This is a genomic window from Ruegeria sp. CDSA236, from assembly GCF_059611285.1.
The window spans coordinates 49,636-63,228 of sequence record NZ_JBXWPG010000014.1; the positions used below are offsets into that span (position 1 = coordinate 49,636).

The window sequence follows — 13,593 nt, forward strand, 5'->3', positions numbered from 1 at the left end:
TATGTCCGATTCAATGACACTCGACAGCTATCTGGCCGCAGGCGGTGTTCTGACCAACCCATCGAATGTGCCGCCTCGCTATCGGGCCGAGCTGATGAAGCTGATGGCGACATTTGTCGACAGTGAACTGGCCGGGGCTGCCGGGTTTGCCGACATCATCAATCAGGGGCCGGGGATCAAAGAACGGATCGCCGCCGCAAAGATCGTGCTGGAAAAGTCAGATCACGCAAATTGTGTTCTCAGCATCATGGGCGAATTTGGCGCAGATACCGAACGCTATGCCAATCACCATCCTTGGACCATGCGCTTGTCGCGGGATGCGGATATCGGGGCCACCCGGTCCGAGCATGACATGCGTCTGGCGGTGTTCAACTATCCGCTGTCCGGCTGGACAGACGCTGTGGTCATGAATCTGCTGATGAGCCGCGCGGTGGCCGAACAACTGGCCGAGTATTCCACCATCTCGTATCAGCCTCTGGCCGAAGCCTTCCGATCCATCGCCCCGGTCGAGGCGCATCATGGCGAGCTGGCGTTGGAAGGGGCGGTCAAACTGATCGAGAACGGTGCGGCGGACGACATGCAGAACTCGGTCACTTACTGGTGGCCTCGGGTTGCGGTGTCCTTCGGCGGCGATGACCCGAAACGGTTCGAGCTGTTGAAATCAATGGGCCTGCGTCGCAACACAAACAGCGCATTGCAGGACCGTTGGGGCCAGACAATGGCTGCAACTCTGGCAACGCTTGGCCTCAAATCGCCTGCTTGAACGAAAGCGCCCTAGGCGGACACCCTTCTCGCTCTATCCAAAGAGCCGTCCGAACTGAGGGTTGAGGTCCTCAATGCCGGCCAATCGAAGCATATGCCAGGCAAGCGCCTGATTGCTGGAAATGACTGGAATCCCGATCTTTTCTTCTGCCCGAACAATGACGTCAAGGCATCGCAGGTTCGTGCAAGAGACAATAACAGCATCGCAGGGCGCTTGAGCCGCGACCTTTTCAATAGCGTCAAGGATCGACCCTTCTGTGATCCGCGCAACAACGCGATCATTTCCTTCCTCGAACGACCCGAAACCTGCGATTTCGAAACCGGCCTGTTCCAGCTTTGTGCGCATCCCAGCGGAAACTTCGGGAATATAGGGGGTGACGAAGCCCAATCGTCGGGCTCCTAAATGCTGACCGGCAGCGATGATTGCCGCCAACGGATCTGTCACACGTGCATCCGGGCAGACCGTCTTTATCACCTTGGCCACATTCTCGGACCCGATCACGGTCGAGGCCGAGGTACAGCCAAATCCGATTGCATCAAAGCTGAGCGATGGTGGCAAAAGCCGTGCCGTCGCAGGCAGGTCCTGTTCCATCCGCGCCAGTGTGTCGGGTCGGATTTCGGGCACCATCGGAATCCGGCTGTGATAGAGCGCGACACCAGCTAGGCGCATGATCCGAGAGAATTCGTTCTCTAACGTCTCGTCAGTCTCAAGAACAATCACACCTAGATTGGCGCGGGTGCCAATGCCTTCGTCTGTTTCGAAATCAAGCTTCATGATTGGCCTCAGATGATTGGTAGTTCGGGCGCGGCGCGTTTGGTCAAAAGCTCTGCCCCACTTGCACGTATGACGATGTTCTCTTCGTGCACCATGACCCGACCGTCGCCATAGCCAAGCGATGGTTCAAGGGTCAGTACCATATTTTCGGTGATCTCAGTTGTATCCCAACTGGTGTGCGAGGGCCATTCGGTCAGCTGCATGCCAAGCCCATGACCCAGCCTGCCGACGTCACCACCCTGATCGTCGAGCTCAGCGATCACCTTCTGCATCGCTTGATACAATTCTCGGCAAGTCGCTCCGGGGCGAGCTGCGGCGATCCCGGCCTCAGTCGCGCGCCAAAGAACATCATATGCACGGCGTGAGGCGTCATCGGCGCGGCCAATGGCCCAATTCCGATCGAAGTCGCAAAAATACCCGTCCCAGTTGGCCCCCGTGTCGAGCATCAGCACATCGCCGCGCGCCAGCGGGCGGCGCGACGGGGGCGAGATGACGTCGTGATAGCCACCCGTATCCGCACCGCCGACCAAATACGGGACGTCATCGGCCCCCTGCGCCAACCCCTCGCGCCGAAAGGAGCGGAAAACATCCTCAAGCGGCTGCCCTTCGCGAGCGAAGTCAGGCACCTGCTCAAACGTCTGTGACCCGATTGAGCAGATATAAGAGAGCTTTTCGATCTCGGCCTCGGATTTCACCATTCGCAAGCCCCGAACGATCTCGGTCGCGTCAGTGATCTTTAGTCCGTTCAGGCCCGCGATCAGCCGCTCATAATCGCCAAGGGGCATCCGTAAATGGGTTTCGTGGCCCTTCATCAGGCCGACAGTCTCGCCGCGGCTGGCAAGCGGCGCCAGCAGATCGGTCAACAGCCCGATACCGTCATCCTTTGGTGCAGGTGCGCCCCAGGTGCGGATATCTGTGACCCAGGTTCGCCGCATAAGGTCTGCGCCGATCTCAGGGATGATTGCGATGGGCTTGCCGGTTGCCGGGATGAACAGGAACCATGGGCGGGTCGGGCTTTGCCAAAACAGCGTGTGGAACCCGCTGAAATAGCGCACATCCGGTTCAGTTGTCAGCAATATGCCCGCCATACCGGTTTCGGCCATCTTTGTCTGCGCCGCTGCGGTACGCGTTGCGAATTCTTGTTGGTCAAAACCGCGTCGTGGGGCGTTCATGACTTTTGATCCTTTCGCAGGGGCAACCGGTCCTGAACCAATCGGGCCCAGAATTCAGCTCCGATCGGCAGCAGTTCATCATTGAAATCATAGTCAGAAGCATGGAGCGGTTGGCCATGTGGCCCGGTCTCGCCATTGCCCAGCAACAGGAAACATCCTGGCACGGCGGCCGAAAACTGGGCGAAATCCTCAGAAAAACTCATCGGTGCCCGATCTTTGATCAGGTCACAACCGGCGGCTTCGGCTGCGCGATATACCGCAAGGGCCGGGGTGGCGGCGTTGATGGTCTCGACGAACTGCGTATCAAAGCTGACCGATGCTTGAATGCCATGTGCTGCCGCAATCCCTTCGGTGATCTGGCGCATGAAACCTTCGATGGCGTTGCGGTCCTCGGGCGATCTGGCGCGGAAATCTCCTTTGAGAGTGGCGTTGCCCGGCAAGACGTTTCGCTGGCCGTCCGTCAGGAATTCGGTCACGGACACTACCGCGCCAGAGGCGGGCGCAAGCTTTCGAGCCACCACGGTCTGCAATGCCACCACAATCTCGGACCCTACGGTAATTGCATCAACGCCGGTTTGTGGCATCGAGGCATGACCGCCCTGGCCTTTAACCGTGATCTCGAACAGGGTTTCACTGTTACAGATAATACCGGCGCGGGTCGAAATCTGACCGGCTGGAGCCCCTGGCAAATTGTGGATTGCATAGATTTCTTCGACCGGAAATTGCTCTAGCACACCGTCGTCGATCATCGCGCGCGCGCCCAGGCCGTGCTCTTCGTTTGGCTGGAATAGAAAAACAACCGTACCATCAAAGGTAGGTTCTTTCGCCAGACGCTCTGCCGCCCCAAGCAGCATGGTTGTATGTCCATCGTGGCCACAAGCATGCATCACACCGGGTGAGGTCGAGACATAGTCATGGGACGAGGTTTCGGTGATTGGAAGCGCATCCATGTCAGCACGCAGGCCAATGGCTTTGTTGCCACCGCCGGATCGAAGCACACCGACAACGCCTGCGCCTTCGTGCACTTCGATCCCAAGGGCGCGCAGCCGTTCAGCGACAACCGACTTGGTCCGCGCCTCTTGAAAGCCCAGTTCCGGGTGCCTGTGCAAATCCCGCCGAAGCGCGATCATACGGTTCTCTAAATAGCTCATTTCTTCATCCGCGTGTGAGTTGCATCGGTTCTACAGGATAGGGCTGCGTGTTTCGCATCAAATTTCCGACCCTAAAGCAGAAAAAATTGCACAAAAGCGCCAAGTTCAGATCGGAAGTTCCAGACCAATCTTTGTACGGTCCATCGCGACGGATGTGCGAAATCTGCGGACATTCGAGTTATCGAAAAACAAGCGATGGGTCAGGTCCTCGAAATCCTCCATGTCCTGCGCGACGCAGATAAGAACAAAGTCGGCATCACCGGTCACATAATAGCATTGCTGAACTTGCGGCTCGTTCCTGGCGCGTTTTCGGAACAGATCGAGTTGCTGAAGCGATTCCCGGTCAAGTTCGACCAGAACGATGAAGGTCATCTTATAGTCAAAGCGCGACGGGTTGAGCACCGCGACCTCTTTCAGGATCAGCCCGGAATCTCGCAACCGCTTGAGCCGCCGCTGCACCGAGGGAACTGAAAGACTGCATTCTTGCGCCAGCTGTTCCAGCCCGATTCGACAATCCCTTTGCAGGGTTCTGAGGATTATCGTGTCTGCATCATCAAGTTGTTGGTTCATGAAAAATCCTCGCGATGGAAGAGGCAGGTTTGAAACATATTATCGAGATTAGGGTCAAATACGATAAATAGAAATAGGTCGGTCATGCACAATCTCTGCACATGGAAAAAGCGGATGAAAAATACATGATAGCGACCGACGACCTAAGCTTCGCCCCGGATTTCGTCCGTGCGCAGGAGTTTTTTCAGGGGCAAGAGACCTATGCTGTATCGCCGCTGATTGAAATCACGGGGCCGGATGGTCAGAGCATTCTGGCCAAGAACGAGACAGAGCGTATGGGGCTTGGCGCCTTCAAAGCTTTGGGGGCACCCTATGCGGTTGCACGCCTTCTCGAGGATGCATGGCACGAGAATACAGGTGAAACGCTCTCCTTCACGCGGATGAAGGATGCCGATTTTCGAGAATTCGCATCTAGCCACACATTCGTCTGCGCAAGTGCAGGCAACCACGGAATGGGCGTTGCGGCGGGGGCGCGGGCGATGGGTGCAAAGGCGCGAATTCATCTGGCGCAGACCGTACCGCAAGGGTTCGGCGACCGTCTTAGAACCTTCGGTGCCGAGGTTGTCCGTTCGGGCGATGTTTATGACGAAAGCGTCGCCGCCGCTATTGCTGACGCCAAAACCACCGGTGCCACGCTTTTGGCCGACGGAACCTGGCCTGGTTACACCGAGATTCCGAAACTGGTGATGGAGGGCTATTGCGTCATCGCCGAAGAGTTGCGCGCGCGGTTCGAGGCCTCGGGGCAGTGGCCTACGCATGTCTATCTGCAGGCCGGTGTCGGTGGGTTGGCCGCTGCAATGTCGCATATGATCCGTCTGAACTGGGCGGAACAACCTGAACTGATCGTTGTCGAACCCGGCGCTGCGTCCTGTTTGCGGGCCAGTCACTTGGCCGGACGGGCCACCCGCAGCGATGGGCCGGATTCGAATATGGGTCGGCTTGACTGCAAGGCACCGTCGATCGTGGCCTGGGATGTGCTCGAGCGCTGCGGCGTGAGCTACGAAACCCTTTCCGAAGAAGAAGGCCAGGCAGCCGCAGAAGCTGTCACAGCACTTGGAATCGCGACCACGCCGTCAGGCGCGGCCGGTTACGGCGCCCTGTGCAAGAGAACCAACCAACAGGCGAGGACGCAGGAAATACGTCCTCTTGTCATCATCTCAGAAGGGCTCGCATGAGCGGGCAAGAAAGGACTAACAGAATGACATCCATCTTTAGCAAGCTGATTACCTCGGCGGTTTTCGCGGCAGGTCTGTCGACTGCTGCCTTTGCGGACACCTGGAAATTCGCCTCGGAAGAGGACAAAGGCGACGTACAGGATATCTTTGCACAGGCCTTCGCCGAAAGTGTCAAAGAGCAGTCCAATGGCGACATCAAAGTGCGTATCTACTACTACGGTCAGTTGGGTACCGAGAACGATATTGTCGAGCTGACATCTAAGGGTACGGTCCAGTTCGTATCGGTGGGCACCGGTCACCTGGGGTCTTATGTGCCCGAGGCGCAGGTTCTTGATCTTCCCTATGTTCTGGGCGGTGATATCGACGTGATCCGCGAAGTTCTGACCACCAGCCCGACCATCTATGAAGACCTCAGCGAGAAATTCGAGAAGGTGAACCTAAAGCTGCTCACTATGATCTCGGAAGGCGACATGGCCTGGGGTGCCAACAAGGCGATCCGCAGCCCCGCTGATTTCGAAGGTCAAAAGATCCGTACCTTCACCTCGACCATTCCGGTGGAAACATTCAAGGCGTTTGGCGCCAACCCGACTCCTTTGTCCTGGGGCGAGGTCTATGGCGCGCTGCAGTTGAAGACCGTCGATGGCATGGTGAACCCGATCTATTTCATCTACAACGCCAAGTGGCATGAGGTTCAGGATTACCTGATCTTCCCGGGCCAGCTTCCTTACGTCGGCACCGTTTCCACCAACAGTGAATGGTTCAACGGTCTGCCCGCGGATCAGCAAGAGATGGTCAAGAACGCCATCGCCGAGGGCGAGCAGGCTGCGCATGATTATCAGATCAAGATCAATCTGGAAAACATGGACAAGATCAAGGCCGAGCGCCCCGATCTGCAGGTCATTGTCCTGACCGAGGACGAGCGCGCTGTCTTTGAAGCCCAAAGCGCCACATTGCATGAAACATTCTTCGATGTGGTCGAAAACGCCTATGACGACGCCGAGAAACCTGCGGCCCGCGCGCAAGCCCAGAAGATCCTCGACGGCCTGCTTAACGAGGTGAGCGATGCGTCGCAATAAGAGCTGACATCACTGAAAGGCGCGGCGTCTCATTCAGGCGTCGCGTCTTTCATTTACGGAACGCTGACTGGCGGGCCGAGGGAGGGAAAATCATGAAAAGCGCATTGGTCGCCCTGAGTAGGGGCACCGAGTTCATCGAGAAATTCGTTATCATTCTGGCCATATTGTTGATGATGGTGAATTCGACCGCTAACGCCATTGGCCGCTACGCCTTTGGCAAAAGCCTGTTCTTCTCGGAAGAGCTGAACCAGTTTCTGATTGTCAGCGTGACCTTTTTTGGATTTGCCTATGCGGTTCGGAAAGGTCGGAACATTCGGATGACGGCGGTTTATGACACGCTGTCCCGCCGGTCCAAGAAAGTGATCCTGACGCTGATTTCGATCACGACCAGCATGCTGCTGGCCTTTTTGGCCTATAAGTCCGTGTTCTACGTGCTTGAGATCAAAGAGCTGAACCGTCTGAGCCCGGCGCTGCAGTTTCCGGTCTATATCATCTACTCGGTGATCCCGGTCGGCCTGTTTATGGCCAGCCTGCAATATCTGATCGCATTCATCATGAATGTCACTCATGTCGGCATCTGGCACTCGTACGAGGTCGAGGACAATGACGCAGTGGATGTAGGAGTCTGAGATGCCCGGATTCCTTGATTTCTTTGGCGATGTCATAGCTGGTGAGCTGGATATCTATGTAATCACCTTTGCTCTGGTCGTGGCGATGGTGGTTCTGCTGTTCCTCAGCTACCCGATGGTTGTTCCGCTAGCGGTTGCCACGCTGATTGGCCTTGTTCATTTCTCGCAAAGCGATACTGGCGTCATCATCCAGCAGATGGTCACCGGCATTTCGCCAAACGCGCTGATCGCTGTGCCGATGTTCATATTCGCCGCCGATATCATGGCGAGAGGTCATACGGCCAACAATCTGCTGGGGCTGATCGAAGCCTTTGTCGGTCACCGCCGGGCCGGATTGCCGATCACGGCCTGCATCAGTTGCACATTGTTCGGCTCGGTTTCGGGTTCGACTCAGGCTACCGTGGTTTCGATTGGTCAGATCATGCGGCCAAAGCTGCTGAAGGCCGGTTACAAGGACAGTTTTGTCATGGCGTTGATCATCAATGCCAGCGACATCGCCTTCCTTATCCCTCCAAGCATCGGGATGATCCTATATGGCACGCTGGCCAATACCAGCGTGGGCGAGCTGTTCATTGCAGGAATTGGTCCGGGCGTTGTTCTGGCGCTGATGTTTTCGGTCTATTGCTATTTCTACAGCGTCCTGCAGGGCGATCTGATCGCGCGGGTGCCAAAGAAATCCGGGGCCGAGCGGCGCGCAGCGTTTCGCAAGGCCATACTGCCGCTTGGTTTCCCGGTCCTGATCGTCGGCGGTATCTACACCGGCGCAGTGACCCCGACCGAAGCAGCCTCGTTTTCGGTGCTTTATGCGCTGATCGTCGAATGCGTGATTTATCGGGAACTGAAACTCAACGACGTTTTGGATTCCGCTCTCAGCACAGGATTGATTACGGCGGTTGTGTTCATCCTTGTCGGGATCGGTCAGGCGTTCTCCTGGTATATTTCCTTCGAACAGATCCCACAGGGCTTGTTAGAGCCGCTGAACCTGGAAGGCGCGTCGCAGGAATACATCCTGTTCATCATCGCGCTGTGCTTCTTCGTGGGATGTATGTTCGTCGACTCGCTGGTCGTGCTTGTCATCCTTACGCCAATCTTCGTTCCGATCGTGGATGCCTCGGGGATTGATCCGGTTCTTGTCGGGGTTATGGTGACGCTGCAGATGGCCATCGGATCAGCAACACCGCCGTTTGGCTGCGATATCTTCACCGCAATCGCGATTTTCAACAGACCTTATCTTGAGGTGATCCGGGGCACTTTGCCGTTCTTCGCGATCCTGGCGCTGATGACGGCTATGCTGATCTACTTCCCGGGTATCGCGCTGTTCCTCAGGGATCTGGCGGCGTTTTGACAAAATGAATGACGGATGGCCGGTTGTTTTGAATCGGCCATCCAAACTTGATCCGAAGATCAGCGCCCAATACCGACGTAACTATCGAAGCCGGATTTCTTGACGGCGGGTTCGGAATAGATATTGCGCAGATCGACCATTCGGGGGGATTTCATCGTGCCAGCTAGTTCGCTCAGATTGAGCGCACGGAACTCGTTCCATTCGGTCAACAGCACAACGACATCCGCATCAGCAGCAGCAGCATAGGGGTCTTCGCACCATTCGACGCCGGGCAGCAGGGCCTCACCTTCGGAACGCCCCTGAGGGTCGACAACCCGCACCGTTGCCCCACCACCGATCAGTGCAGGCACGATAGTTAACGAGGGCGCATCACGCATATCGTCGGTATTGGGTTTGAAGGTCACGCCCAGAACAGCGATCGTTTTTCCATTGAAACTGTCGTCGCAGACATCTCGGATTTTCTGGATCATCCGTTTCTTGACCTCGTCATTCACCCGGATGACGGTTTCGGTGATCTGCATCGGGTGGGCATGTTCCTGACCGATCCGGGCCAGAGCGGCGGTGTCTTTTGGAAAGCACGATCCGCCATATCCCGGACCTGCATGTAGGAATTTATTGCCAATGCGTCCATCCAGACCGATGCCTCGGGCGACCTCTTTCACGTCGCCGCCAACACGTTCGCACAGGCCTGCGATCTCATTTATAAAGGTGATCTTGGTCGCAAGAAACGCGTTAGCGGCGTATTTGATCATCTCTGCGCTTTCCAGATCGGTGGTCAGGATCGGGAAGTCCCGCAGGTAAAGCGGGCGGTATATTTCCGCCATGACATCGGCGGCGCGGTCTGATTCAACGCCGACAACCACACGATCCGGGCGCATGAAATCATCAATGGCGGCCCCTTCGCGCAGGAATTCAGGGTTCGAGGCGACGTCGAATTCGGCCTTCGGGTTGGCGGCAGAAATGACCTGATGCACCTTGCGATTGGTGCCAACTGGAACGGTCGATTTGGTTACCACCACAGTGTAGCCCGTAATCGCATGCGCAATTTCTTCTGCGGCGGCCATCACATAAGTCAGATCGGCGTGACCGTCCCCGCGACGTGTGGGCGTGCCCACGGCAATAAAAACAGCATCCGCACCATCCACTGCTGCGGCCAGGTCCGTGGAAAAGCTGAGCCGACCAGCGGCTACGTTTTTGGCCATCAGGACGTCAAGCCCGGGCTCATATATCGGGACTTCGCCAGCCTGCAGCATCTCAATTTTCTGTTCGGCCTTGTCGACGCAAATGACATCATGGCCGAAATCGGAAAAACATACCCCGGACACCAAACCTACATAGCCGGTTCCGATCATCGCAATACGCATACTAAAATACCCTTCTTAACAAATACCGCCTTTGGCGCGCACACATTCGAAGAAAGTTCCGCCGGTTTCAATGCCTGTCAGCGTGCTTGGGTTGCATTCCGGGGATTCTTGCTGTTTTTGGGTCGGCAATCATACACATTTGTTTTCGTAGGGCGGAACTATGACAAAAACGGCATTAATCACCGGGATTACCGGACAAGACGGATCGTATCTGGCCGAGTTTTTGTTGGAAAAAGGTTATGAAGTTCACGGCATTAAGCGTAGGGCGTCCTCATTCAACACGCAACGCATCGATCACATCTATCAGGATCCACACGTTCCCAATCCCAAACTGCACCTGCACTATGGAGATCTGAGCGATACGTCTAACCTGACGCGAATCATTCGCGAAGTGCAGCCGGACGAGGTCTATAACCTAGGCGCACAGTCCCATGTGGCCGTCAGTTTTGAATCCCCGGAATACACTGCGGATGTAGATGCCATTGGTACTTTGCGTTTGCTGGAAGCGATACGTTTTCTCGGGCTCGAGAAAAAGACACGCTTCTATCAGGCCTCGACCTCGGAACTCTACGGTCTGGTGCAAGAGACCCCGCAACGCGAAACCACCCCGTTCCACCCACGGTCACCTTATGCGGTTGCCAAACTTTATTCTTACTGGATCACGGTCAATTACCGTGAGGCCTATGGCATGTATGCCTGTAACGGGATCCTGTTTAACCACGAAAGCCCGCGCCGGGGCGAAACTTTTGTTACCCGCAAGATCACACGCGGTTTGGCAAATATTGCGCAAGGATTGGAAAGTTGCCTGTACATGGGCAATATCGACAGTCTGCGGGATTGGGGCCACGCGAAGGACTATGTGCGGATGCAGTGGCTGATGCTGCAGCAGGACAATCCTGAGGATTTCGTGATTGCGACCGGGGTTCAGTATTCGGTACGACAGTTCATTGAATGGTCGGCAGCCGAGCTTGGCGTTTCACTGGAATTCACCGGGTCAGGCGTTGACGAAACCGCGACTGTCGTCTCGATCGAGGGGGACAAAGCCCCGGGATTGAAACCCGGTGACGTCGTGATGCGGATAGACCCGCAATATTTTCGCCCGGCCGAGGTCGAGACCCTTCTGGGCGATCCCTCAAACGCCAAGAACAAACTGGGTTGGGTACCAGAACTGACCGTGCAGGAAATGTGCGCTGAGATGGTGACCGAAGACCTGAAGACGGCCAAACGTCACGCGCTTTTGAAAGAGCACGGGTTTGAGCTGCCAATGAGCCTGGAAAACGGCTGAGGAGGCCCTCATGCGTAAGATCTATGTTGCCGGGCATCGTGGTATGGTTGGCGGCGCAATCCTGCGTCGTTTGCAAAACCGCAAGGACGAAGGCGAAGCGCTGGAGTTGATCACGCGCAGGCATTCCGAACTGGATCTGACCGACCAATCCGCCGTGCGTGATTTTATGCAGACTGAGCGTCCGGATATGGTGATCCTAGCCGCGGCCAAGGTCGGTGGGATTCACGCAAATAACACGTACCCCGCAGATTTCATTTACGAAAACCTGATGATTGAATGCAACGTGATTCATCAGGCTTTTGCAGCGGGGGTAAAGCATTTGCTACAGCTGGGCAGCTCGTGCATTTACCCACGGGCTGTGCCTCAGCCCATGCGTGAAGACGCTTTGCTGACCGGCGTGCTGGAACCCACCAACGAACCCTATGCGGTTGCGAAAATCGCCGGGATCAAGCTGTGTGAAAGCTATAATCGCCAACATGGCGTCGATTACCGGTCGGTTATGCCAACCAATCTTTACGGACCCGGAGACAATTTTCACCCCGAAAACAGCCATGTCCTGCCGGCCCTGATCCGCAGATTCCACGAGGCACAGCGCGACGGGCTGGAAGAAGTGGTGATCTGGGGCACAGGAAAACCGCGGCGCGAGTTTTTGCATGTCGATGATATGGCCGAGGCGTCCTTGTTTGTGCTCGACTTACCGCGCGATATCTACGACGCGAATACCCAGCCGATGCTGAGCCATATCAATGTGGGATGCGGCGAAGATATCTCAATCGCTGAGCTGGCGGCCCTGGTGGCCAGGACAACCGGATTCACGGGTAAGATCACCCAGGATGTCAGCAAGCCTGACGGGACACTGCGCAAGTTGATGGATGTGTCCCGACTGGCCGATATGGGGTGGCGCGCACGCGTCGGACTCGAAGATGGTATCCGCGAGACCTATGCGTGGTTTCTGGAGCAGGCAGACACCGATTTGCGCGCCAAATGACCGCCCGGGAATAGCTCTGGACGGTCTAAAGCTCAGAACCAGCGACCGGTTGCGATTACCGTTGGGGACAGGCTGCTTGTGTCCGAGGATGCCGATAGAACCTTAAAGGGCACTTGTGTTTCAGTGGCCGCGCCCAAACCTATAAACCGGCTTGTCGCGCCGCCACTGCCACCGACCGAGGGTGAGGTTCCGGACGCAAAGGCTGCGGGAAAGCTCCAGGTGGTCTCGGCGCTGGAATACAGCGATCCTTCGGCGTTCACGCAATCGGTGGCCGTCAGAACGCCCGTGCAGATTTGTGTACCATCCGCAAACCGGACGTATTCGCCATTGGCGGTTGATCCGCGTTCGACGACCGCGCCGGTTGGCACCCCGGCGGTTTCTGACACAGAGCCCAGCAGGTTTCCGGGGCAGTAGCCATAGTCGGCCCGCATCAGGCGACCTGCGGTGATGTCTTCGGCATCGTTTTGAATGGCAGAGCCTGAGGCTGTTCCGGTGGCTGGGTCAAAGCTCAGCGCCTCGGTCCAGGATCCGCCATCAGCCGAGACTTTGATGGAAAAACCGGTGTTGCCGGACAATCCCATCTCCGCATGACCGACCCAGTTTGACTGGAACAAAAGCGAGGCGGTATCCACGGCCGCTGCCTTGTTGATCTTCAACTGGTGCCCCGCCCCGTCATGGCTGAGCAACGTCGCAGGCGACCGGACCGATAGCCGATTGGTGCTGTCATACCCGGTTGCGATGCCCAACCCGTCCAGGTTCTGGGTCGCGACCTGAGGTTCGGACCAGTCTGCGCCGTCCCAGATCTTAAACCGGTTGGCCTGTTCATCCCAGGCCCGCCAGCCGATTCCCGGGGTCACAAAATGCCATGCGTCATCCAACCAGGCCGCAAGGGCGCCCGGTTGCGCGGCCCAATCCCCGGTAGGGTTGGCGCCAAGCGCGTGAATCTCGCCCTGTTCCGGCACCGCAGGCGGGACCGAGGCGTTTGTCGACGCTACGCTCAGCTGGACAATCAGGTCCAGAGCACGCAGCGCCTCGTTATGGGTGACGTGTTTCTGGGCCTGCGAAGGTTGCAGGAAAGGTAAATCCAATCTGGGTGAGTTTTGTGACACGGGTGGCGTCCTCCTGTAGCTGTCGGTCCGACTATTGCATTGCGCGCTACATTGCCGTGCCCAGGATGAATCCGTTCTGATCTTACCGAACGTTCGAATAATCATTTCCTAACGTTTGGAGGATTCCATGGGGCGTAGCCAAAGGTCTGGATTCAACGAAAAAGGACAGCCGAAGCTGCCCTTAAGTTTACC

At 56.6% G+C, this 13,593-nt stretch carries 13 protein-coding genes; 7 read left to right on the top strand and 6 right to left on the bottom strand.

Annotated features, from left to right (window positions below):
- Nucleotide 1 precedes the first annotated feature (1 nt).
- Nucleotides 2-763 (top strand): Phenylacetic acid catabolic protein, encoded by a 762-nt coding sequence (locus AC2FLB_RS18365; RefSeq protein ID WP_271949049.1) that lies wholly within the window; start codon nucleotides 2-4, stop codon nucleotides 761-763.
- Between the two features lie 33 nt (nucleotides 764-796).
- Here the strand turns inward: AC2FLB_RS18365 and AC2FLB_RS18370 are convergent, their stop codons facing one another.
- From AC2FLB_RS18370 to AC2FLB_RS18385, 4 genes are all read right to left on the bottom strand, one after another.
- Nucleotides 797-1,537: a maleate cis-trans isomerase family protein gene (locus AC2FLB_RS18370; RefSeq protein WP_496709812.1), complete on the bottom strand. Its 741-nt coding sequence runs from the start codon at nucleotides 1,535-1,537 to the stop codon at nucleotides 797-799.
- Between the two features lie 8 nt (nucleotides 1,538-1,545).
- Nucleotides 1,546-2,709 (bottom strand): M24 family metallopeptidase, encoded by a 1,164-nt coding sequence (locus AC2FLB_RS18375; protein WP_496702170.1) that lies wholly within the window; start codon nucleotides 2,707-2,709, stop codon nucleotides 1,546-1,548.
- Nucleotides 2,706-3,860: an amidohydrolase gene (locus AC2FLB_RS18380; protein WP_496709813.1), complete on the bottom strand. Its 1,155-nt coding sequence runs from the start codon at nucleotides 3,858-3,860 to the stop codon at nucleotides 2,706-2,708. Before AC2FLB_RS18380 ends, AC2FLB_RS18375 begins: the two co-directional genes overlap by 4 nt.
- A gap of 105 nt (nucleotides 3,861-3,965) precedes the next feature.
- On the bottom strand, nucleotides 3,966-4,430 hold the full coding sequence (locus tag AC2FLB_RS18385) for an Lrp/AsnC family transcriptional regulator (RefSeq protein WP_271949042.1): 465 nt from the start codon (nucleotides 4,428-4,430) through the stop codon (nucleotides 3,966-3,968).
- A gap of 101 nt (nucleotides 4,431-4,531) precedes the next feature.
- Between AC2FLB_RS18385 and AC2FLB_RS18390 the strand changes: the two genes are divergently transcribed.
- The 4 genes from AC2FLB_RS18390 to AC2FLB_RS18405 all read left to right on the top strand — a co-directional run bounded on the left by AC2FLB_RS18390 (nucleotide 4,532) and on the right by AC2FLB_RS18405 (nucleotide 8,655).
- Nucleotides 4,532-5,605: a pyridoxal-phosphate dependent enzyme gene (locus AC2FLB_RS18390; RefSeq protein WP_496709814.1), complete on the top strand. Its 1,074-nt coding sequence runs from the start codon at nucleotides 4,532-4,534 to the stop codon at nucleotides 5,603-5,605.
- A gap of 23 nt (nucleotides 5,606-5,628) precedes the next feature.
- Nucleotides 5,629-6,681, top strand: coding sequence for a TRAP transporter substrate-binding protein (locus AC2FLB_RS18395; RefSeq protein WP_496709815.1), 1,053 nt, complete (start codon nucleotides 5,629-5,631; stop codon nucleotides 6,679-6,681).
- Nucleotides 6,682-6,773: 92 nt separating this feature from the next.
- Nucleotides 6,774-7,310 carry a TRAP transporter small permease gene (locus tag AC2FLB_RS18400; RefSeq protein ID WP_271949035.1) on the top strand — a complete coding sequence of 179 codons (537 nt, stop codon included), beginning with the start codon at nucleotides 6,774-6,776 and terminating at the stop codon, nucleotides 7,308-7,310.
- Between the two features lie 61 nt (nucleotides 7,311-7,371).
- On the top strand, nucleotides 7,372-8,655 hold the full coding sequence (locus tag AC2FLB_RS18405) for a TRAP transporter large permease (RefSeq protein ID WP_416383921.1): 1,284 nt from the start codon (nucleotides 7,372-7,374) through the stop codon (nucleotides 8,653-8,655).
- A 59-nt stretch (nucleotides 8,656-8,714) separates the two neighbouring features.
- Here AC2FLB_RS18405 and AC2FLB_RS18410 read toward each other — a convergent pair whose 3' ends face one another.
- Nucleotides 8,715-10,019 (bottom strand): UDP-glucose dehydrogenase family protein, encoded by a 1,305-nt coding sequence (locus AC2FLB_RS18410; protein WP_142639848.1) that lies wholly within the window; start codon nucleotides 10,017-10,019, stop codon nucleotides 8,715-8,717.
- Between the two features lie 160 nt (nucleotides 10,020-10,179).
- Here AC2FLB_RS18410 and gmd point away from each other — a divergent pair, with 160 nt between their 5' ends.
- Together gmd and fcl are read left to right on the top strand one after the other, a co-directional pair.
- Entirely contained in the window at nucleotides 10,180-11,304 is a 1,125-nt protein-coding gene (gmd, locus tag AC2FLB_RS18415) for a GDP-mannose 4,6-dehydratase (protein ID WP_142639846.1), read from the top strand.
- 10 nt (nucleotides 11,305-11,314) lie between these two features.
- On the top strand, nucleotides 11,315-12,292 hold the full coding sequence (gene fcl, locus AC2FLB_RS18420) for a GDP-L-fucose synthase (protein WP_496709816.1): 978 nt from the start codon (nucleotides 11,315-11,317) through the stop codon (nucleotides 12,290-12,292).
- Nucleotides 12,293-12,324: 32 nt separating this feature from the next.
- Here the strand turns inward: fcl and AC2FLB_RS18425 are convergent, their stop codons facing one another.
- Complete coding sequence (locus tag AC2FLB_RS18425; RefSeq protein WP_496709817.1) at nucleotides 12,325-13,401, bottom strand: DUF2793 domain-containing protein; 1,077 nt, start codon at nucleotides 13,399-13,401, stop codon at nucleotides 12,325-12,327.
- Nucleotides 13,402-13,593: the final 192 nt, after the last annotated feature.

Bases quoted from the DNA above. Each gene is read 5' to 3' on its own strand.
- AC2FLB_RS18365 (WP_271949049.1), top strand. From the start codon at position 2: ATGTCCGATTCAATGACACTCGACAGCTATCTGGCCGCAGGCGGTGTT.
- AC2FLB_RS18370 (WP_496709812.1), bottom strand. From the start codon at position 1,537: ATGAAGCTTGATTTCGAAACAGACGAAGGCATTGGCACCCGCGCCAAT.
- AC2FLB_RS18375 (WP_496702170.1), bottom strand. From the start codon at position 2,709: ATGAACGCCCCACGACGCGGTTTTGACCAACAAGAATTCGCAACGCGT.
- AC2FLB_RS18380 (WP_496709813.1), bottom strand. From the start codon at position 3,860: ATGAGCTATTTAGAGAACCGTATGATCGCGCTTCGGCGGGATTTGCAC.
- AC2FLB_RS18385 (WP_271949042.1), bottom strand. From the start codon at position 4,430: ATGAACCAACAACTTGATGATGCAGACACGATAATCCTCAGAACCCTG.
- AC2FLB_RS18390 (WP_496709814.1), top strand. From the start codon at position 4,532: ATGGAAAAAGCGGATGAAAAATACATGATAGCGACCGACGACCTAAGC.
- AC2FLB_RS18395 (WP_496709815.1), top strand. From the start codon at position 5,629: ATGACATCCATCTTTAGCAAGCTGATTACCTCGGCGGTTTTCGCGGCA.
- AC2FLB_RS18400 (WP_271949035.1), top strand. From the start codon at position 6,774: ATGAAAAGCGCATTGGTCGCCCTGAGTAGGGGCACCGAGTTCATCGAG.
- AC2FLB_RS18410 (WP_142639848.1), bottom strand. From the start codon at position 10,019: ATGCGTATTGCGATGATCGGAACCGGCTATGTAGGTTTGGTGTCCGGG.
- gmd (WP_142639846.1), top strand. From the start codon at position 10,180: ATGACAAAAACGGCATTAATCACCGGGATTACCGGACAAGACGGATCG.
- fcl (WP_496709816.1), top strand. From the start codon at position 11,315: ATGCGTAAGATCTATGTTGCCGGGCATCGTGGTATGGTTGGCGGCGCA.